Here is a 19,991-nt window from a genome sequence, read left to right as displayed (position 1 = left end):
ACCGGCCCTTTTTGCATCAGGAGACATTACTCGTCAGCGTCATCCGCTGCATCATCTTCGGTATCGGCTTCTGGTGCGATTTCATCATCACCTTCTGCGACGCTACCGTCGATGGAGTCGAGCTCTTCGTCATCCACAGGCTCAGCTACACGCTGCAGACCCACGACGTTTTCATCTTCCGCGGTACGGATGAGGATCACACCCTGAGTATTACGGCCAACCACGCTGATCTCAGATACGCGTGTACGCACCAGCGTACCGGCATCCGTGATCATCATGATCTGGTCGGCATCGTCTACCTGTACCGCGCCCACAACGGATCCGTTGCGCTCGGTAACCTTGATAGAGATTACGCCCTGCGTGCCACGAGACTTGGTCGGGTATTCGCTTTCGGCAGTACGTTTACCGTAGCCGTTCTGCGTGACGGTCAGGATAGCACCTTCACCGCGCGGAACGATCAGGGAAACGACGGTATCTTCACCGGCCAGTTTGATACCACGAACACCTGTTGCAGTACGGCCCATTGCACGAACCGCGTTCTCTTTGAAGCGCACCACTTTACCGGCGGCGGAGAACAGCATCACTTCATCGGAACCGGAGGTGAGGTCAACGCCAATCAGTTCGTCACCGTCGTTCAGGTTCACCGCGATGATACCGGCAGAACGTGGACGGCTGAATTCGGTCAGCGCGGTTTTCTTCACGGTACCGCTGGCGGTCGCCATAAAGACGTTCACGCCTTCTTCGTACTCGCGTACCGGCAGAATCGCGGTGATACGTTCGTTCGCTTCCAGCGGCAGCAGGTTCACGATTGGGCGACCACGTGCACCACGGCTCGCTTCTGGCAGCTGATAGACCTTCATCCAGTACAGACGACCACGGCTTGAGAAGCAGAGGATCGTGTCATGGGTGTTTGCCACCAGCAGACGGTCAATAAAGTCTTCTTCTTTAATACGTGCTGCCGATTTGCCTTTACCGCCACGACGCTGTGCTTCGTAGTCGGTCAGCGGCTGATACTTCACATAGCCCTGGTGAGACAGGGTGACCACCACATCTTCGCGGTTGATCAGATCTTCAATGTTGATATCAGAGCTGTTCGCCGTGATTTCGGTGCGACGCTCATCGCCGAACTGATCGCGGACCAGTTCCAGCTCTTCACGGATCACTTCCATCAGGCGCTCTGCGCTACCCAGGATATGCAGCAGCTCGGCAATCTGTTCCAGCAGTTCTTTGTATTCGTCGAGCAGTTTTTCGTGCTCAAGGCCAGTCAGTTTCTGCAGACGCAGATCCAGAATCGCCTGGGCCTGCTGTTCAGTCAGGTAGTACTGACCGTCACGCACGCCGAACTCAGGCTCCAGCCACTCAGGACGCGCAGCATCGTCGCCAGCGCGTTCCAGCATGGCGGCCACGTTGCCCAGATCCCACGGACGGGCAATCAGAGACGCTTTCGCTTCCGCAGGGGTTGGTGCACGGCGAATCAACTCAATGATTGGGTCGATGTTTGCCAGTGCAACGGCCAGCGCTTCAAGGATATGCGCACGGTCGCGGGCTTTACGCAGTTCGAAAATAGTACGGCGAGTCACCACTTCACGGCGGTGACGCACAAACGCGCTCAGAATATCTTTCAGGTTCATGATCTTCGGCTGACCATGGTGCAATGCAACCATGTTGATACCGAAGGAGACCTGGAGCTGAGTCTGGGAATACAGGTTGTTCAGTACAACCTCGCCCACCGCGTCGCGTTTGATTTCAATCACGATGCGCATGCCGTCTTTATCAGATTCGTCACGCAGCGCGCTGATGCCTTCAACACGTTTTTCTTTTACCAGCTCGGCGATTTTTTCAATCAGACGCGCTTTGTTCACCTGATACGGGATCTCGTGAACAATGATGGTTTCACGGCCGGTTTTGGCGTCCGCTTCCACTTCGGCGCGGGCACGGATATAAATCTTGCCACGTCCGGTGCGGTACGCTTCTTCAATACCACGACGACCGTTGATGATCGCCGCCGTCGGGAAGTCTGGACCCGGGATGTGTTCCATCAGCCCTTCAATGCTGATGTCTTCATCCTCAATATAGGCCAGGCAGCCGTTGATCACTTCCGTGATGTTATGCGGTGGAATGTTGGTTGCCATACCGACGGCGATACCGGACGAACCGTTCACCAGCAGGTTAGGGATTTTCGTTGGCATAACGTCCGGAATGCGTTCCGTGCCGTCATAGTTATCAACGAAATCAACCGTCTCTTTTTCCAGGTCAGCCATCAGCTCATGGGCAATTTTCGCCAGACGGATTTCCGTATAACGCATTGCCGCGGCGGAGTCGCCGTCGATAGAACCAAAGTTACCCTGACCATCTACCAGCATGTAACGCAGCGAGAATGGCTGCGCCATTCGGACGATAGTGTCGTACACCGCGGAATCACCATGGGGATGGTATTTACCGATTACGTCACCAACGACACGGGCAGATTTTTTGTAGGCTTTATTCCAGTCATTGCCCAATACGTTCATGGCGTATAGTACGCGACGGTGTACCGGCTTCAGGCCATCGCGGACGTCCGGCAGCGCACGGCCAACAATGACCGACATCGCATAGTCCAGATAGGAGCTCTTCAGCTCTTCCTCGATGTTAACCGGTGTAATTTCTCTCGCAAGGTCGCTCATCTAACCGCTATCCCTCTACTGTATCCCGGATTCAAAGGTCGCAAATTATAACACAGCCGCGGTGATTGAGGTAAACCAATAAGCTTTATTCAACCGCGCGGGCTGATATACTCCGAAGTCTTGCAAAATAAGGAGTAAAAGCGCCCATGAATGCCGAAAAATCCCCGGTGGCTCACAACGTTGACCATGAAGAGATTGCCAAATTCGAAGCGGTGGCATCCCGCTGGTGGGATCTCGAAGGTGAGTTTAAACCTCTGCACCGCATTAACCCGCTGCGTCTGGGCTATATCGCGGAGCGTTCCGGCGGCCTGTTCGGTAAGAAAGTGCTCGACGTCGGCTGCGGCGGCGGCATTCTGGCAGAAAGCATGGCGCGCGAAGGGGCCACCGTCACCGGTCTGGATATGGGCTTTGAACCGCTGCAGGTTGCCCGTCTTCATGCGCTGGAATCCGGAGTGCAGGTGGAATATGTGCAGGAAACCGTCGAAGAACATGCGGCGAAGCATGCCCATCAGTACGACGTGGTGACCTGTATGGAAATGCTGGAGCACGTTCCCGACCCCCAGTCCGTGGTTCACGCCTGTGCAAAACTGGTGAAACCGGGCGGCCAGGTCTTCTTCTCGACGATCAACCGAAACGGTAAAGCCTGGCTGATGGCGGTCGTCGGGGCGGAGTATGTGCTGCGTATGGTGCCAAAAGGCACGCACGACGTGAAGAAATTCATCAAGCCTGCTGAATTACTGAGCTGGGTTGATCAGACGTGGCTCAAGGAGCAGCACATCACCGGTCTGCATTACAATCCATTGACCGATAAATTCAAACTCGCACCGGGTGTAGATGTTAACTATATGTTGCATACAACCGCCAAAAACGACTGACGTCATCCATTATTCTTATAAAGATTGCGCGACATCATGTTGCGCAATTCTGACCTCCCGTTGAAGAAATCAGCACTCGATCAAATTTTGAATTTTTTTTCTTAATTATTGACATCTCTTCCAGGCCTTACGGTACGAGGACTTAGCCTTTTTTACCCTTTGACAACCTCAATTTAACGTCAAAATCAACCCTTGTGCTGAAAAGATTCGATACTAGAATACTCACCATATAGCGTTTTTCTTATCGCAAACCCCCTATATGTAGTATTTATCCACAGAGTTAGTCACAAGACGGATCTGTGGATAAGCGGGGGATATTTTTTATTTCACGGACAGGTAAAACCCACATGAATCAGAGTCTGCTGGTGACTAAGCGCGACGGTACCACCGAGCGTATCAATCTGGACAAAATCCATCGTGTTCTCGACTGGGCAGCAGAAGGACTGAATAACGTATCTATCTCCCAGGTTGAACTGCGCTCTCACATTCAGTTCTACGATGGCATCAAGACGTCTGATATCCACGAAACCATCATCAAGGCTGCGGCGGATCTCATCTCCCGTGAAGCCCCGGATTATCAGTACCTCGCTGCACGTCTGGCGATTTTCCACCTGCGTAAAAAAGCGTACGGCCAGTTTGAGCCGCCAAAGCTTTACGATCACGTGGTGAAAATGGTTGAGCTGGGCAAATACGACACGCATCTGCTGGAAGACTATACGGAAGAAGAGTTCGAGCAGATGAACGGGTTTATCGATCACTGGCGCGACATGAACTTCTCTTACGCGGCGGTGAAGCAGCTCGAAGGCAAATACCTGGTTCAGAACCGTGTGACCGGTGAGATCTACGAAAGCGCCCAGTTCCTCTATATTCTGGTGGCCGCCTGCCTGTTCTCTAACTACCCGCGTGACACCCGTCTGGAATACGTGAAGCGTTTCTACGATGCGGTTTCCACGTTCAAGATTTCTCTGCCTACGCCAATCATGTCTGGCGTGCGTACCCCAACCCGTCAGTTCAGCTCATGCGTCCTGATCGAGTGTGGTGACAGCCTGGATTCCATCAACGCGACCTCCAGCGCCATCGTGAAATATGTCTCCCAGCGTGCCGGTATCGGCATCAACGCCGGTCGCATCCGTGCACTGGGTAGCCCGATTCGCGGCGGTGAAGCGTTCCACACCGGCTGTATCCCGTTCTACAAACACTTCCAGACCGCGGTAAAATCCTGCTCTCAGGGCGGCGTACGCGGTGGTGCAGCCACCCTGTTCTACCCAATGTGGCACCTGGAAGTGGAAAGCCTGCTGGTACTGAAAAACAACCGTGGCGTTGAAGGTAACCGCGTTCGTCACATGGACTACGGCGTACAGATCAACAAGCTGATGTACACCCGTCTGCTGAAAGGTGAAGACATCACCTTGTTCAGCCCGTCCGACGTCCCGGGCCTGTATGACGCGTTCTTCGCCGATCAGGATGAGTTTGAGCGTCTGTACACCAAATACGAAAAAGACGACAGCATCCGTAAGCAGCGCGTTAAGGCGGTTGACCTGTTCTCCCTGATGATGCAGGAACGTGCCTCTACCGGCCGTATCTACATTCAGAACGTTGACCACTGCAACACCCATAGCCCGTTTGACCCGGTGGTTGCGCCAGTGCGCCAGTCTAACCTGTGCCTGGAAATCGCCCTGCCGACCAAACCGCTGGAAGATGTTAACGACGAAAACGGCGAAATCGCGCTCTGCACCCTCTCTGCTTTCAACCTGGGCGCTATCAAGAGCCTGGAAGAGCTGGAAGAGCTGGCGGTGCTGGCCGTGCGTGCGCTGGATGCCCTGCTGGATTACCAGGACTACCCAATCCCGGCGGCAAAACGTGGAGCAATGGGCCGTCGTACCCTCGGTATCGGCGTTATCAACTTTGCCTACTGGCTGGCGAAACACGGTAAGCGTTACTCCGACGGCAGCGCGAACAACCTGACCCACGAAACGTTCGAAGCGATTCAGTACTACCTGCTGAAAGCCTCCAACGAGCTGGCGAAAGAGCAAGGCGCGTGCCCGTGGTTCAACGAAACCACCTATGCGAAAGGCATTCTGCCGATCGATACCTACAAGAAAGACCTGGATGCGATTTCTAACGAACCGCTGCATCTGGACTGGGAAGCGCTGCGTGAATCCATCAAGACTCACGGCCTGCGTAACTCCACGCTGTCTGCCCTGATGCCGTCTGAGACCTCTTCGCAGATCTCTAACGCCACCAACGGTATTGAACCACCGCGCGGCCACGTCAGCATCAAAGCGTCGAAAGACGGTATCCTGCGTCAGGTTGTGCCTGACTACGAGCTGCTGAAAGACAACTACGAGCTGCTGTGGGAAATGCCAAACAACGACGGTTACCTGCAGCTGGTGGGGATCATGCAGAAGTTTATCGACCAGTCGATTTCTGCTAACACCAACTACGACCCGACGCGCTTCCCGTCTGGCAAGGTACCGATGCAGCAACTGTTGAAAGACCTGCTCACCGCCTACAAATTTGGTGTGAAAACCCTGTACTATCACAACACCCGTGATGGTGCGGAAGACGCTCAGGATGACATGGCACCGTCAATTCAGGACGATGGCTGCGAAAGCGGCGCATGTAAGATCTAATGAAGGGCGGGGATATCCCCGCCTTTATTTCGTAAGACAGGACTCCAATTCATGGCATACACCACCTTTTCACAGACGAAAAACGACCAGCTCAAAGAGCCGATGTTCTTCGGGCAACCGGTCAACGTGGCACGCTACGATCAGCAAAAATATGACATCTTCGAAAAGCTGATTGAAAAGCAACTCTCCTTCTTCTGGCGCCCGGAAGAAGTTGACGTCTCTCGCGATCGTATCGATTTCCAGGCGTTGCCGGAGCACGAAAAGCATATCTTCATCAGCAACCTGAAGTACCAGACGCTGCTGGACTCCATTCAGGGCCGTAGCCCGAACGTGGCGCTGCTGCCGCTGATCTCCATTCCGGAGCTGGAAACCTGGGTGGAAACCTGGGCGTTTTCTGAGACCATCCACTCCCGCTCTTACACCCACATTATCCGCAACATCGTTAACGATCCGGCGGTGGTGTTTGACGATATCGTCACTAACGAGCAGATCCAGAAACGTGCTGAAGGTATTGCGCACTACTACGACGAACTGATCGAGATGACCAGCTACTGGCATCTGCTGGGCGAAGGCACCCACACCGTGAACGGCAAAACCGTCACCGTGAGCCTGCGTGCGCTGAAGAAACAGCTTTACCTGTGCCTGATGAGCGTTAACGCACTGGAAGCCATCCGCTTCTACGTGAGCTTCGCCTGCTCCTTCGCGTTTGCAGAACGCAAGCTGATGGAAGGTAATGCCAAAATCATCCGTCTGATCGCCCGTGACGAGGCCCTGCACCTGACCGGCACCCAGCATATGCTGAACCTGCTGCGCAGCGGTACAGACGATCCGGAGATGGCTGAGATTGCCGAAGAGTGCAAACAGGAGTGCTATGACCTGTTCGTGCTGGCCGCTCAGCAGGAGAAAGAGTGGGCAGACTACCTGTTCCGCGACGGCTCCATGATTGGCCTGAACAAAGACATCCTGTGCCAGTATGTTGAGTACATCACCAACATCCGTATGCAGGCGGTCGGGCTTGAGCTGCCGTTCAAAACCCGCTCTAACCCAATTCCGTGGATCAACACCTGGCTGGTATCCGATAACGTGCAGGTTGCGCCACAGGAAGTGGAAGTCAGTTCTTATCTGGTCGGGCAGATTGACTCTGAAGTTAATACCGACGACCTGAGCGACTTCCAGCTCTGATGAGCCGCGTAACGCTTAGCCTTTCCGGTACCGAAGTGCTGTGCCGGGAAGAACACCCTTCCCTGTTGATTGCGCTTGAGGCGCATCAGGTTGAAGTGGAGTATCAATGCCGCTCAGGCTATTGCGGATCATGTCGCTGCCGTTTAGTCGCCGGACAAGTGGACTGGCTGACCGAACCGCTGGCCTTCATCAACGAAGGTGAAATTTTGCCCTGCTGCTGCCGGGCAAAAGGCGATATAGAGATTGAGATGTAAACCGCCCCTCCGGGCGACATAAAAAAGGGCCTTACGGCCCTTTTTCTTTTACTTCAAAAACTGCACGGCTTTATCCGGGAAATCGGTGAACAGCCCGTCCACCCCGGCCTGGTTATACAGCACGTCGTACAGCTGGTTTACGTCCGTCGCATAAGCCGGTAGCTGGTCCGCACGCACCGTATACGGATGAACCTGCATATGGCTGGCATGCGCCTCTTTCACCATTGCCGTCAGCTTGACGTGGCCTGGCGTTGAGCCTTCCGCCACCAGCATATGGTAATCCGGTCCGATACCGTCGGCGTACTGCGCGATCTGTTTCATTGCGCCCGGCTTAAACATCCAGTCGTAGTTGTAATTCACCCACGTGCCGTCGGGCTGTTTCTCCTGAGTTTCATTCCAGTCGGTGTAGGCAATCAACTGTACCAGATTGAGATCCATCCCTCTCTTTGGCGCCAGCTCGGTTTTGATGCGCTTCAGCTCAGCGGCGTCAAAACACTGCAGATAGACTTTGTCGCGCTTGCTGGTGTAGCCGTACTTTTTCAGCACGTCCAGCGTCTTCGCGGCAATGTCCTTCCCTTCCTGATGGTGGAACCACGGCGCTTTTATCTCCGGGTAGATGCCGATGTTTTTCCCGGTTGAGTGGTTCAGTCCCTGAACAAACTCAATCTCTTCTTCGAAGGTATGAATGCGAAAATCAGATTTACCCATCGGGAAACGTCCCGGATAGACCTGCACCTTCTTGCCGTTTTCAACCTCGAAGCCCTCGGTAAACTTCAGCGAACGAATCTCATCCAGCGTAAAGTCAATGGCGTAGTAGCGACCATCTTTGCGGGCGCGGTCCGGGAAACGCTCAGCCACGTCCGTCACGCGGTCAAGATAGTGGTCATGAAGGACGACCAGCTGATCGTCACGGGTCATCACCAGATCCTGCTCGAGATAATCTGCCCCCTGCACATAGGCCATCGCTTTTGCCGGGAGCGTGTGCTCTGGCAGATAGCCGCTTGCGCCGCGATGGGCGATAACCATTTTCTCGTTAGCCAGCGCTGAGCCTGTCATCAGGCCCGCCAGCAGCAGGCCCGTTGCTACGTAAGTTAATTTCATCAGCCTTCTCCTTATTGACGACGCGCCTGCATTTCGGCGTGATGACGTTTTTCACCAATCATCACCACAATCAACAGCAGCACCGCCAGCACGCTACCGCCAATCATCACCATAAAGCCGCCGTCCCAGCCGAAGAAGTCAACGGTGTAGCCCACAATGGCGCTCGCCGCGACCGAACCGCCAAGGTAACCGAACAGACCGGTAAAGCCGGCTGCCGTACCTGCCGCTTTCTTCGGCGCCAGCTCCAGGGCATGCAGACCAATCAGCATAACCGGGCCGTAAATCAGGAAGCCGATGACGATCATACAGGCCATATCGACTGATGGGTTACCCGGCGGGTTGAGCCAGTAAACCACGGTGGCAATGGTCACCAGCGTCATAAAGAAGACGCCCGTCGCACCACGGTTACCCCGGAACACTTTGTCCGACATCCAGCCGCAAATCAGCGTCCCCGGGATCCCGGCGTACTCATAGAGGAAGTAAGCCCAGGAGGATTTATCCAGCGCGAAATGCTTCACCTCTTTCAGATAGGTAGGTGACCAGTCGAGGATGCCGTAACGCAGCAGGTACACGAAGACGTTGGCCACCGCGATATACCACAGCAGTTTGTTGGGCAGGACGTACTTCATGAAGATCTGTTTGGCCGTCAGCTCTTCTTCATGCTGCTCGCTGTAATCATCCGGATAGTCGTTTTTGTACTCTTCAATCGGCGGCAGGCCACAGGACTGCGGCGTGTCACGCATCAGGGCGAAAGCGATAACCGCCACCAGAATGGCACCAAAGGCAGGCATATAAAGCGCGGCTTTCCAGTCGTTAAACCACGCCATCCCCAGCAGGAACAGCAGAGGTGGAATACCGCCACCGACGTTATGCGCGCAGTTCCACACCGACACGATGCCGCCACGCTCTTTCTGCGACCACCAGTGCACCATGGTGCGCCCGCACGGCGGCCACCCCATTCCCTGGAACCAGCCACAGAGGAACAGCAGCACGAACATCACGGCGATGCTGGAGGTTGCCCATGGCACAAAGCCCATGAACAGCATCACCGCTGCCGCCAGGATCAGACCCGCAGGCAAGAACACACGTGGATTCGAGCGATCGGACACTGAACCCATGATGAATTTGGAAAAACCGTAGGCGATAGAGATCCCCGACAGCGCGAACCCCAGATCGCCACGAGAAAAGCCCTGCTCCACCAGATACGGCATGGCGAGCGCAAAGTTTTTACGTACCAGGTAGTACGCCGCGTACCCGAAGAAGATCCCCAGGAAGATTTGCCAACGCAGACGACGGTATAGCGGATCAATTTCTGCCTCTGGCAGACGCGCCCGATGCGGCGCAGGTTTGAAGATACTGAGCATGACAGCCTCCGTGGCCAGGTATTGAATTTACAGGGGTTTAACTGCCCCACACTCCAGAGAGGCGGCGATGTTAAGAAATCACGGTGATTGTTACTGTGAATCAACGCACAAATTGTTACAGAAATATGACAATGTGCGCAGAAAAGCGCATGGAATCACGTTTCACTTTCGAATTTCGTTCGTTTATGTTCGAAATCAAACAAACCACAGTTTTGATGTGGCTAAATGGTAAAAAACGAACACAGAGGGATAACAATGACAATTCACGATCCTCGCTACAGCGATGTGATTATCATTGGCGGTGGCGCGACCGGCGCCGGCATCGCACGCGACTGCGCCCTGCGTGGGCTGAGCGTCACGCTGCTGGAGCGCCATGACATTGCGACGGGCGCAACCGGGCGCAATCATGGCCTGCTGCACAGTGGTGCCCGTTACGCGGTGACCGACCCCGAATCCGCACGGGAATGCATTGCTGAAAACCAGATCCTCAGACGCATTGCCCGCCACTGCATTGAACCGACCAACGGTCTGTTCATTACGCTTCCCGAAGACGATCTCTCATTTCAGCCAACCTTTGTGACCGCCTGCCGCGCTGCAGGGATTGAGGCTGATGTTATCGACCCCGAACTCGCGCGTCGTCTGGAACCGTCTGTCAACCCGGCCCTTATCGGTGCGGTGAAGGTCCCGGACGGCACGGTTGACCCTTTCCGCCTGACCGCCGCGAACATGCTGGACGCCCGTGAACACGGCGCACAGGTTCTGACCGGGCAGGAAGTGACCGGGCTTATCTGTGAAGGGAACCGCGTCTGCGGCGTACGTGTTTTTGATACGCAGTATAAGGAGCATGGCGAACTGTACGCCGCCGTGGTGGTCAACGCGGCGGGGATCTGGGGGCAACGCATCGCGGAGTACGCCGAGCTGTCTGTGCGCATGTTCCCGGCAAAAGGCTCGCTGCTGATCCTCGACCACCGCATTAACAACCACGTGATCAACCGCTGCCGCAAACCTTCTGATGCCGACATCCTGGTACCGGGCGATACCATTTCGCTTATCGGCACCACCTCAACCCACGTGGACTATAGCGAGATTGATTACAACCGCGTGACCGCCGACGAGGTGGATATCCTGCTGCGCGAAGGGGAAAAGCTGGCTCCCGTGATGGCGCAGACCCGAATTCTTCGCGCCTATGCCGGCGTGCGCCCTCTGGTGGCGAGCGATAACGACCCGAGCGGGCGCAACGTCAGCCGTGGCATCGTGCTGCTCGACCACGCCGCGCGCGATGGTCTGGACGGGTTTATCACCATCACCGGCGGCAAGCTGATGACCTACCGCCTGATGGCCGAGTGGGCAACCGATGCCGTCTGCCGCAAGCTGGGTAATAGCGAACGGTGTGTGACCGCAGAGCAACCTCTGCCCGGCTCGCGTCAGTCCACCGAGAAAACGCTGCAAAAAATCATCTCCCTTTCCGCCCCCCTGCGCGGTTCCGCCATCTATCGCCACGGAGACCGCACGCCGGTCTGGCTGGGAGAAGGACGGCTGAGCCGTAGCCTGGTGTGTGAATGCGAAGCCGTCACGGCGGGTGAAGTGCAATACGCCGTGGAGAATCTGACCGTCAACAGCCTGCTTGATTTACGTCGGCGCACCCGCGTGGGCATGGGCACCTGCCAGGGTGAGCTGTGCGCCTGCCGTGCCGCCGGGTTGTTACAACGTTTTCATACCACCACTGCCACCCAGTCGCTGGCACAACTCAGTGATTTCCTGAACGAACGCTGGAAAGGCATTCAGCCTGTCGCCTGGGGTGATGCCCTGCGTGAAAGCGAGTTTACCCGCTGGGTCTACCAGGGGCTGTGCGGTCTTGAGAAGGAGCAACAGGATGAAATTTGATACCGTGATTGTCGGTGGTGGGCTGGCGGGTCTGCTCTGTGGTATCAGGCTAACGAAGCAGGGGCTGCGCTGCGCCATCATCACCCGGGGCCAGAGCGCACTGCACTTCTCGTCGGGTTCGCTGGATCTGCTGGATGAGGCGTATCGCGATGCCCTGCCGCCAGAGCATCCCTATAACCTGACGGGCAGAGACACCGTCGACCGCTTCGCCCATGAAGCCGAAACCCTTCTGGCCGAGTGCGGCGCACGGCTGCAGGGTAACGCCCGGAAAAATCATCATCGGGTTACTCCGCTCGGCACCCTGCGCTCTGCCTGGCTCAGCCCGGAAGAGGTGCCTGTTGCCCCCTTTAACGCAGGACGGGTCCTGGTCGTGGGTATTAGCGGTTTTCTTGATTTCCAGCCCCACCTCGCTGCGGCATCGCTCTGTCGCCAGGGGATGAACGCACAAACGGCTGAGATAGAGCTTCCTGAGCTTGACGTCCTGCGCGACAACCCGAGCGAGTTTCGCGCGGTGAATATTGCCCGTTTTCTCGATAACGACGATAAATGGCCGCTGCTGTATGCCGCGATCCGGCCACTGGCCGAAGGTTGCGACACGCTGTTTATGCCCGCCTGCTTTGGCTTAAGCGACAACCGGCTCTGGCGCTGGCTCTCGGATCGCCTGCCCTGCTCGCTTGGCCTGCTGCCGACGCTTCCCCCTTCTGTCCCCGGCATTCGCCTGCATACCCAGCTTCAGCGGCGGTTTATCGCTCAGGGTGGCGTGTGGATGGCGGGTGACGAGGTGAAAAAAATCACCCTGACGGATGGCTCGGTGAGCGAAGTCTGGACGCGTAATCACGCTGATATTCCGCTTCGCGCGCGTTATACGGTACTGGCAAGCGGCAGTTTCTTCAGCAACGGGCTGCTGAGCCGTCGGGACGGCATTCAGGAGGCCATTATGGGGCTGGATGTCCGGCAAACGCCCTCCCGCGCGGACTGGTATCAGAGTGATTTCTTCACCCCACAACCCTGGCAGCAGTTCGGCGTGATTGTCGATAAGCAGCTACACCCGCAACTTTCTGGTCAGCCGGTCAGTAATCTCTATGCCATTGGCTCTCTTCTGGGGGGATACGATCCCATCGCTCAGGGTTGCGGCGGCGGGGTCTGCGCCATCACGGCGCTGTATGTGGCAGAGCAAATTGGCCAGCGCATGGAGGCTGAGCAATGAACGATACCCGGTTTGAAAGCTGCATCAAATGCACAGTTTGTACCACCGTCTGCCCGGTCAGCGGTGTGAATCCGCGCTACCCGGGCCCGAAACAGGCCGGGCCTGACGGCGAGCGCCTGCGTCTTAAAGACGGTGCGCTGTACGATGAGGCGCTGAAATACTGCATCAACTGTAAACGTTGCGAAGTGGCCTGTCCGTCGGACGTGAAGATTGGCGATATCATCCAGCGAGCCCGCGCGCGTTACAGCACGCAAAAGCCGTCCCTGCGCGATGCGATCCTGAGTCACACCGACCTGATGGGCAGTGTCTCCACGCCTTTTGCCCCGCTGGTGAATGCTGCAACGTCTCTCAAGCCGGTGCGAAAACTGCTGGATGCGACGCTGAAGATAGACCACCACCGCAGCCTGCCAAAATACTCTCACGGTACCTTCCGACGCTGGTATACATCCGTGGCAGCGGAACAGGCGCAGTACACCGATCAGGTCGCGTTCTTCCACGGCTGCTATGTCAACTACAACCACCCGCAACTGGGAAAAGATCTGCTGAAGGTACTCAACGCGATGGGGACCGGCGTGCAGCTCCTGAATAAAGAGAAGTGCTGCGGTGTGCCGTTGATTGCCAACGGTTTTACCGATAAGGCGCGCAGACAGGCCAAAAGCAACGTCACGTCCCTGCGCGAGGCCATCGTTGATAAAGGAATTCCGGTACTGGCCACCTCGTCCACCTGTACCTTCACCCTGCGTGATGAGTATCCGCACCTGCTGGACGTGGATAACACCGGTCTGCGCGAGCACATTGAGCTGGCGACGCGTTTCCTGTGGCGCAAACTGGACAGCGGGCAGACGCTGCCGCTGCGGGAACTACCGCTGAAAGTGGTGTATCACACACCGTGTCATATGGAAAAAATGGGCTGGTCGCTCTATACGCTTGAGCTGTTGCGGCTCATTCCGGGGCTGGAGCTGACGGTGCTGGACTCGCGCTGCTGCGGCATCGCGGGCACTTACGGCTTTAAGCGAGAAAACTACGAAACGTCACAGGCGATCGGCGCCCCGCTGTTTCGCCAGATTGAAGAGAGCGGCGCAGATATCGTGGTCACCGACTGCGAAACCTGCAAGTGGCAGATAGAGATGTCTACCAGCAAGCGCTGCGAGCATCCGATCACTCTGCTGGCGAAGGCGCTGGACTAAACCGTGCCGGGGCAAAACGCCCCGGCAAAGGCATCACTCAACAAACAGCGATTCGACAACATTAATCCAGCCGTGCTCGCTGGCCACCTCTTTACCCTTCAGCCAGCGGCGCAGCATGTTCAGCGCCATCATGGCGCAGACCTCCTGACGTACCGCCAGACTGTGGCGGGTAATGCTCATTTTAACCCGCAAAGCATACGTGCCTTCCGGCGTCGCCAGCGCAAAGTTGAGATGTTCCTCATCCAGCCCCCCCACAAACAGCGCCAGGCCAGCAAAATGTTTCACTCTTCTTTCCGAAGCCCAGCGCGCGGTCTGCGCCAGCGTTTCCTGCTGGAACGGCACCACTTCACTGGCCAACAGCGGCGCACTGGCGCGCGACAGCTGTAGCGCCAGCAGGCCGCCGGTGAACTGTTCGCTTAAGGTCACGCTCAGCTGCCGAGACTGCAGATGTGACGCAATCTGCGCCGGCAGCCCCTCGGTGCCTTCAAAGATCAGGCTTTCACCGGCCACGCGCTGCACCTCCGGCCAGAGCGCCAGCATCGCCGCCTTCTCTGAGGCCGGTCCTGTCAGCTTGAGTTCAATGACGGGCATGGAGGAGCGGTAGCCCATTGAGACACCGGGTGGCAGGGAAAGATGATCAAGACTCTGGGCCAGATCGCTTTCGGAACGGCCAAACGTGGTCAGACGCAGGCAGAGCGGAGGCTCAGGCAGGGTAAAACGTTCGCGAAGGCGCGGCAGGATCTGCTGCTCAACCATCACTTTAAATTCTGACGGTACGCCCGGCGTGAAGAACATCAGGCAGCGGTTCAGCGTAATGGCAAACCCACACGCAGTACCCACGGGGTTATCGACCAGTTCGGCGCTGGCGGGAATTTCCGCCTGCTTGCGGTTGCTGGGTGCCATAACACGGCCACGTTCGGAGAAGAAACGCTCCATCTGCGCCAGCCACTCTTCATGAAGCACCAGCCCTTCACCTTTTGCGGTCGCGGCGGCCAGGGCGCTGAGATCGTCGCTGGTGGGACCGAGCCCGCCGTTCACAATCAACACGTCGGCGTGTTCGCTACGCTCGCGCAGCACATTCACCAGTGACTCAAGATTGTCGCCCACCGTATTGCGACGCGTTAACGGTAATCCTTGCTCAAAGAAAAGATCGGCAAGCCAGGCAGCATTGGTATCAATAATTTGTCCATGCAGCACTTCGTCGCCGGTGGATAACATCTCCACGTTAATCATTGTGTTCTCCCGCTTATATGGTCAAAACACTATAGCGCAAATGGATGTCGGGAGAAGAGAGAAACTGGCGCGACAGAATGCCGCGCCGGCGTGATTAGAACCCTGCGCTGACCCCCACGTACGGGCCGTCAGCCAGTGCGTTGTCGCGGTTGCCGTCTTTACCCGCCAGGTTCAGATAGCGATAGCCTGCTTCAATCGTAATCGGACGCATGATGGTCCAGCGCGCGCCCGCGTTGGCTTCTTCATAGCTGTCGATACCGCTGGAGAGCGAATCCGGTGAGTAGTAATACTCGCCGAACAGGCCGAAGCTATCGCCAATTTTCCACTGCAGGCCGCCGCCTACCGCCGCCGCGTAACCTTCATCACCGTCGTTCGGGTTAGTGTAAATCCCCTTACCGCCCACGGTAGCCAGGAACGGGCCAAGCGGAATGTTCAGACCCAGGCCGAGGCTTGCCGCATCGCCATCGTCATCGTTATGTGTCCAGCCGCCGGTCATCGCCAGACCGGAGGTCTCGGTCCCAAGGCCAAAGCCGAGGTGAGTATAATCCTGACCCGCCGAGCCGTTGAAGCTGATGGCGTTCGCCGCCGAAGAAACAACCATCAGGCCTAAGCCCACTAATGCCACTTTTTTCATTGTCGTGATCCCGCACAATTTTATAGAGAAGTCCCAAAACCGCGAGATTTTAACCTGAGTCGCCCGGGGATCAAGCACTCTGCGTGCGGCAGGCGAGTAGTTTGTAACGATTTGATACCCGGTGTTTTTTTACGTGAGCAGCAGAAAACGCATTTTAACGCTCAGGCCACCCAGCGTTTCGCTGCGCGTCAGCTGCAAAGGACTTCGGTGCAGACGGGCAATATCAGCGGCCAGCGCCAGCCCGATCCCTGACCCGGCGGCATCTCCGACGTTATCCAGCCGGTGGAAAGGCAGCATCGCCTGCTGGATCTGGTCCTCTTCGATGCCCGGACCACTGTCCTCCACGCTCAGCTCAACGGCGCCCTGATCTGTTTGCAGGAACACGGTCACTGTCCCTTCTGCAGGGGTATATTTGATCGCATTCTCCAGCAGGTTGGCGCATAACTCCCCCAGCAGCACGTCATCGCCTTCGATCATGACCGGCTGCTGCAGACCGTCATAGCCCAGGTCAATCGCTTTACTGCGCGCCTGCGCCAGCCGGGAGAAGCAGCAGTTTTGCACCACCTGAACCAAATCCACCGGCGCAAACTGGCCCTCCCCCTGCTCCTTACGCTTCACAGCGGAAAGCTGCAGCAGCCGTTCGGTCAGTACAATGGTGTCATCCAGGGTCGCATTCATTGCCCGCAGGCTCTCCTGCCACAGGGCGGGATCCTGACGCATCAGGGCAACGGAGACCTGGGTTTTCAGCACCGCCAGCGGGGTTTTGAGCTGATGCGAGGCATCCGCGTTGAAACGTTCCTGACGCGACAGCACGCCGCGCAGCCTGTCGATATAGCGGTTGAACGCCACAATCAGCAGCCGGGTCTCAGACCAGGGCAACAACTCCGGCAGCGGCGCGAGCAGGCCTGGATCACGACGCACCATCAACGAAGAGAGCTGGCGCATTGGGCGCAGTACGCGACGCAACAACCACGCGGTCAACACCAGGGTCAGCAGCACCAGCAATCCCTGAGAGACCCATGATGAAAAGAGCAACTGACTGGCGAGATAGCGGCGGGACTGGAGCGTCTCCGCGACATAAATCTCCGCCATGCCGACGATATTCCCTTCATTGACGGGCTGCAGCAGACGCGCGACACGGATCGCCTGCCCGCGGTATTCGGTGTGATAAAACCAGGCCAGCGCCGGATAGAGCGTGGTGCGGGATGTTGCCGGGGGCATCCGGGGGAGATCGTCATAGCCGGAGATCACCCGCCCGTCGGGATCGACCACTTTATAATAGAGCCGGTCGTTCATATTGAGTTCAAAGCTGTCGAGCACCACCCAGGGTACATTCACGCCCAGCCTGCCGTCGTGAACCTCCAGCCGCTCCGATATTGTTCGGGCAGAGGATAACAGCGTGCGGTCGTAAGCCTGCGTGGCCGCCTGCAATGCGCTGACATAGCTGTTAAATGCCGACAACCCCCACAGTAACAGCAACGGAAGCCCAAGAAACAGTAGCAGCTGCAGGTAAAGCGACTGCGGCTTAACCCACCTCATCGCCGCACTCCAGCACATAACCCAGTCCGCGAAGGGTGGTGACCCTCACGCCGCTACCGCTGAGCTTTTTGCGCAGACGATGAATATAGAGATCGATACTCTCCGGGCTAACGTCGTCATTCAGGCTAAACACCTGATCGAACAGCTGCTGCCGGGATACGGGGCGGGTCCGGCGATGCATCAACACCTTCAGCAGCGACAGTTCACGTGGCGTGAGCGACAGAGGCTCGTCGCGCAGCAGGAAAAAGCCTTCGTCGTCATATTCCAGCTCCCCAAGGCGCTGACGCTCCTGCGTTCGCCCTTCGCTTCTGCGCAACAGGGCGCGCAGCCGCGCATCAAGCTCCTCCAGCTCAAACGGTTTCGGCAGATAATCATCCGCCCCGGCGTTGAGCCCTTTCACCCGGTCCGCCACGTTGCTGCGCGCGGTGAGAAACAGGACGGGCAGCGTCTGACCGCGTTTACGCAGACGATGCACGACCTCCAGACCGTCAAAGCCGGGCATGCCGATGTCCAGAATGGCAACCGCATAGCTTTCTCCCTGCAGCAGATGGTCGGCGGCGCGCCCGTCAGAAACGCAGTCCACGGCAAAGCCCTCCTGCACCAGCGCTTTCTCCAGCCAGTGAGCCAGCTCACGATTATCTTCCGCCAGTAAGAGACGCATATCACATCCTGTAAAGTTGGTGTCGCATTGAAAGGGAAATGAAAGGTTATTGTTTTAACAATCACGCAACGGAACCGCTACAAGGTGGTTCACATAATCAGAAAAAAGACCCGTACCCGTACTCCCGGAACTCCGGCGTGAGGATAAACGATGAAAAAACAACTACTTTCGACTCTTGCTGCAAGCGTATTGATGATAAGTGCCTCTGTCGTTCAGGCGCAGGATGCCCCGTCCCGCACCGAGTGCATCGCGCCGGCGAAACCCGGCGGCGGTTTCGATCTCACCTGCAAACTCATTCAGGTCAGCATGCTGGAGACCGGCGCTATCGCAAAACCCATGCGCGTGACCTATATGCCCGGCGGCGTGGGTGCCGTTGCGTACAACGCGATTGTCGCGCAACGCCCTGCGGAAGCCGGCACGGTGGTAGCTTTCTCCGGTGGCTCGCTGTTGAACTTGTCTCAGGGGAAGTTTGGCCGCTACGGCGTGGATGACGTGCGCTGGCTGGCAACCGTCGGTACTGACTACGGCATGATTGCCGTGCGCGCGGATTCACCGTGGAAATCCCTGAAAGACCTGCTGACCGCCATGGAAAAAGATCCGAACAGCGTGGTGATTGGCGCCGGTGCCTCCATCGGCAGCCAGGACTGGATGAAAGCCGCCCTGCTGGCACAGCAGGCGAAGGTTGATCCTCACAAGATGCGCTACGTGGCGTTTGAAGGGGGCGGCGAACCGGTGACGGCGCTGATGGGAAATCACGTTCAGGCGGTATCCGGCGATCTCAGTGAAATGGTGCCCTACCTGAACGGCGATAAAATCCGCGTGCTGGCGGTCTTCTCTGAGAACCGCCTGCCGGGCCAACTGGCGAACGTCCCTACCGCAAAAGAACAGGGTTATGACCTGGTCTGGCCGATTATCCGCGGTTTCTTCGTCGGGCCAAAAGTGACCGATGCCGAATATCAGTGGTGGGTCGAAACCTTCAATAAACTCCAGCAGACCGAAGCGTTTAAAAAGCAGCGCGATCTGCGCGGGCTGTTTGAGTTCAACCTGAGCGGCAAACCGCTGGATGAGTACGTCAAAAAACAGGTCAATGACTATCGCGAACAGGCGAAAGCCTTTGGCCTTGCCAAATAACCGGAGGCGGTATGAGCGATCGTATTTTTGCCGGGATTTGGCTGCTGCTCTGCGTCGGTGGGATGTTCGTCGCCTGGCAGATCCACAGCGAATACAGCTATGAACCGGTGGGGCCGCGCCCCTTCCCGATGGGCATTGTTGGACTGATGCTGCTCTGCTCGGTGGCCCTGCTGCTCCGTCATCCGGATACCGTAGAGTGGCCACCGCGCCGTATTCTGCAGCGTCTGCTGGTGATGGTCATCGTTCTGCTGATGTACGCCTGGGGTTTTGAGTGGCTCGGCTTTCCGGTGGCAACCGCCATCCTGACGATGGTGATCGGCATGCTGTTTAACGCCACCCTCCCGGCGGCGGGGATTTCCGGCGCGGTAATGGGGATCTTGCTGTGGTTTGCCTTTGACCGCCTGCTGGATGTGACCTTACCGCTCGGCGCATGGTTTAATTAA

Annotated in this window: 16 protein-coding genes; 9 read left to right on the top strand and 7 right to left on the bottom strand. The window is 56.9% G+C overall.

Going from position 1 to position 19,991, the window contains the following annotated elements; translation table 11 throughout:
• Positions 1–26: 26 nt before the first annotated feature.
• Positions 27–2,663, bottom strand: a complete 2,637-nt coding sequence (gene gyrA / locus AB6731_RS00550; RefSeq protein WP_014170963.1) for a DNA topoisomerase (ATP-hydrolyzing) subunit A — start codon at positions 2,661–2,663, stop codon at positions 27–29.
• Between the two features lie 146 nt (positions 2,664–2,809).
• On the opposite strand from gyrA, the gene ubiG reads away from it, so the two are divergent.
• The 4 genes from ubiG (at position 2,810) to yfaE (ending at position 7,607) form a co-directional block, all read left to right on the top strand.
• Positions 2,810–3,538: a bifunctional 2-polyprenyl-6-hydroxyphenol methylase/3-demethylubiquinol 3-O-methyltransferase UbiG gene (gene ubiG, locus AB6731_RS00545; protein ID WP_014170964.1), complete on the top strand. Its 729-nt coding sequence runs from the start codon at positions 2,810–2,812 to the stop codon at positions 3,536–3,538.
• Positions 3,539–3,885: 347 nt separating this feature from the next.
• On the top strand, positions 3,886–6,171 hold the full coding sequence (nrdA, locus tag AB6731_RS00540; protein WP_020883162.1) for a class 1a ribonucleoside-diphosphate reductase subunit alpha: 2,286 nt from the start codon (positions 3,886–3,888) through the stop codon (positions 6,169–6,171).
• A 51-nt stretch (positions 6,172–6,222) separates the two neighbouring features.
• Positions 6,223–7,353: a class Ia ribonucleoside-diphosphate reductase subunit beta gene (gene nrdB / locus AB6731_RS00535; protein WP_014170966.1), complete on the top strand. Its 1,131-nt coding sequence runs from the start codon at positions 6,223–6,225 to the stop codon at positions 7,351–7,353.
• Entirely contained in the window at positions 7,353–7,607 is a 255-nt protein-coding gene (gene yfaE / locus AB6731_RS00530; protein ID WP_014170967.1) for a class I ribonucleotide reductase maintenance protein YfaE, read from the top strand. Before nrdB ends, yfaE begins: the two co-directional genes overlap by 1 nt.
• A gap of 48 nt (positions 7,608–7,655) precedes the next feature.
• On the opposite strand, the gene glpQ is transcribed toward yfaE, so the two are convergent.
• A complete protein-coding gene (gene glpQ / locus AB6731_RS00525; protein ID WP_371005745.1) occupies positions 7,656–8,708 on the bottom strand; it encodes a glycerophosphodiester phosphodiesterase in 1,053 nt (350 codons plus the stop codon).
• Positions 8,709–8,719: 11 nt separating this feature from the next.
• Complete coding sequence (gene glpT / locus AB6731_RS00520; protein ID WP_020883160.1) at positions 8,720–10,072, bottom strand: glycerol-3-phosphate transporter; 1,353 nt, start codon at positions 10,070–10,072, stop codon at positions 8,720–8,722.
• Positions 10,073–10,327: 255 nt separating this feature from the next.
• On the opposite strand from glpT, the gene glpA reads away from it, so the two are divergent.
• Genes glpA through glpC form a run of 3 tightly spaced genes read left to right on the top strand, consistent with a single transcriptional unit; the run spans position 10,328 to position 14,350 of the window.
• Complete coding sequence (gene glpA / locus AB6731_RS00515) at positions 10,328–11,956, top strand: anaerobic glycerol-3-phosphate dehydrogenase subunit A (RefSeq protein WP_371005744.1); 1,629 nt, start codon at positions 10,328–10,330, stop codon at positions 11,954–11,956.
• Positions 11,946–13,163, top strand: a complete 1,218-nt coding sequence (gene glpB, locus AB6731_RS00510) for a glycerol-3-phosphate dehydrogenase subunit GlpB (RefSeq protein ID WP_371005743.1) — start codon at positions 11,946–11,948, stop codon at positions 13,161–13,163. The genes glpA and glpB overlap by 11 nt, the downstream gene beginning before the upstream one ends.
• Positions 13,160–14,350 (top strand): anaerobic glycerol-3-phosphate dehydrogenase subunit GlpC, encoded by a 1,191-nt coding sequence (glpC, locus tag AB6731_RS00505; RefSeq protein WP_371005742.1) that lies wholly within the window; start codon positions 13,160–13,162, stop codon positions 14,348–14,350. Before glpB ends, glpC begins: the two co-directional genes overlap by 4 nt.
• A 33-nt stretch (positions 14,351–14,383) precedes the next feature.
• Here the strand turns inward: glpC and AB6731_RS00500 are convergent, their stop codons facing one another.
• From AB6731_RS00500 to tctD, 4 genes are all read right to left on the bottom strand, one after another.
• Positions 14,384–15,583, bottom strand: coding sequence for a nicotinamide mononucleotide deamidase-related protein YfaY (locus tag AB6731_RS00500; RefSeq protein WP_371005741.1), 1,200 nt, complete (start codon positions 15,581–15,583; stop codon positions 14,384–14,386).
• A gap of 94 nt (positions 15,584–15,677) precedes the next feature.
• The gene (locus AB6731_RS00495; protein WP_020883156.1) at positions 15,678–16,217 is read right to left on the bottom strand and encodes a YfaZ family outer membrane protein; all 540 of its coding nucleotides are present in this window, start codon (positions 16,215–16,217) and stop codon (positions 15,678–15,680) included.
• A gap of 129 nt (positions 16,218–16,346) precedes the next feature.
• Positions 16,347–17,756 carry a sensor histidine kinase gene (locus AB6731_RS00490; RefSeq protein WP_371005740.1) on the bottom strand — a complete coding sequence of 470 codons (1,410 nt, stop codon included), beginning with the start codon at positions 17,754–17,756 and terminating at the stop codon, positions 16,347–16,349.
• Positions 17,743–18,417: a transcriptional regulator TctD gene (tctD, locus tag AB6731_RS00485; protein WP_014170976.1), complete on the bottom strand. Its 675-nt coding sequence runs from the start codon at positions 18,415–18,417 to the stop codon at positions 17,743–17,745. Before tctD ends, AB6731_RS00490 begins: the two co-directional genes overlap by 14 nt.
• A gap of 150 nt (positions 18,418–18,567) precedes the next feature.
• Between tctD and AB6731_RS00480 the strand changes: the two genes are divergently transcribed.
• Positions 18,568–19,548, top strand: coding sequence for a tripartite tricarboxylate transporter substrate binding protein (locus tag AB6731_RS00480; RefSeq protein ID WP_014170977.1), 981 nt, complete (start codon positions 18,568–18,570; stop codon positions 19,546–19,548).
• Between the two features lie 11 nt (positions 19,549–19,559).
• Positions 19,560–19,991, top strand: a complete 432-nt coding sequence (locus tag AB6731_RS00475) for a tripartite tricarboxylate transporter TctB family protein (RefSeq protein ID WP_020883153.1) — start codon at positions 19,560–19,562, stop codon at positions 19,989–19,991.

Source organism: Enterobacter sp. RCC_40, assembly GCF_041360735.1.
Lineage (GTDB): Bacteria > Pseudomonadota > Gammaproteobacteria > Enterobacterales > Enterobacteriaceae > Enterobacter > Enterobacter ludwigii.
The sequence above is the reverse complement of the archived record's forward strand: the minus strand, read 5'-3'. Positions and strand labels throughout refer to the sequence as shown.

Excerpts from the sequence above, each read along its gene's own strand:
- AB6731_RS00500 (WP_371005741.1), bottom strand. The coding sequence starts at position 15,583 with ATGATTAACGTGGAGATGTTATCCACCGGCGACGAAGTGCTGCATGGA.
- glpQ (WP_371005745.1), bottom strand. The coding sequence starts at position 8,708 with ATGAAATTAACTTACGTAGCAACGGGCCTGCTGCTGGCGGGCCTGATG.
- AB6731_RS00475 (WP_020883153.1), top strand. The coding sequence starts at position 19,560 with ATGAGCGATCGTATTTTTGCCGGGATTTGGCTGCTGCTCTGCGTCGGT.
- yfaE (WP_014170967.1), top strand. The coding sequence starts at position 7,353 with ATGAGCCGCGTAACGCTTAGCCTTTCCGGTACCGAAGTGCTGTGCCGG.
- ubiG (WP_014170964.1), top strand. The coding sequence starts at position 2,810 with ATGAATGCCGAAAAATCCCCGGTGGCTCACAACGTTGACCATGAAGAG.
- glpC (WP_371005742.1), top strand. The coding sequence starts at position 13,160 with ATGAACGATACCCGGTTTGAAAGCTGCATCAAATGCACAGTTTGTACC.
- glpB (WP_371005743.1), top strand. The coding sequence starts at position 11,946 with ATGAAATTTGATACCGTGATTGTCGGTGGTGGGCTGGCGGGTCTGCTC.
- AB6731_RS00490 (WP_371005740.1), bottom strand. The coding sequence starts at position 17,756 with ATGAGGTGGGTTAAGCCGCAGTCGCTTTACCTGCAGCTGCTACTGTTT.
- nrdA (WP_020883162.1), top strand. The coding sequence starts at position 3,886 with ATGAATCAGAGTCTGCTGGTGACTAAGCGCGACGGTACCACCGAGCGT.
- AB6731_RS00480 (WP_014170977.1), top strand. The coding sequence starts at position 18,568 with ATGAAAAAACAACTACTTTCGACTCTTGCTGCAAGCGTATTGATGATA.
- glpT (WP_020883160.1), bottom strand. The coding sequence starts at position 10,072 with ATGCTCAGTATCTTCAAACCTGCGCCGCATCGGGCGCGTCTGCCAGAG.
- gyrA (WP_014170963.1), bottom strand. The coding sequence starts at position 2,663 with ATGAGCGACCTTGCGAGAGAAATTACACCGGTTAACATCGAGGAAGAG.
- nrdB (WP_014170966.1), top strand. The coding sequence starts at position 6,223 with ATGGCATACACCACCTTTTCACAGACGAAAAACGACCAGCTCAAAGAG.
- glpA (WP_371005744.1), top strand. The coding sequence starts at position 10,328 with ATGACAATTCACGATCCTCGCTACAGCGATGTGATTATCATTGGCGGT.
- AB6731_RS00495 (WP_020883156.1), bottom strand. The coding sequence starts at position 16,217 with ATGAAAAAAGTGGCATTAGTGGGCTTAGGCCTGATGGTTGTTTCTTCG.
- tctD (WP_014170976.1), bottom strand. The coding sequence starts at position 18,417 with ATGCGTCTCTTACTGGCGGAAGATAATCGTGAGCTGGCTCACTGGCTG.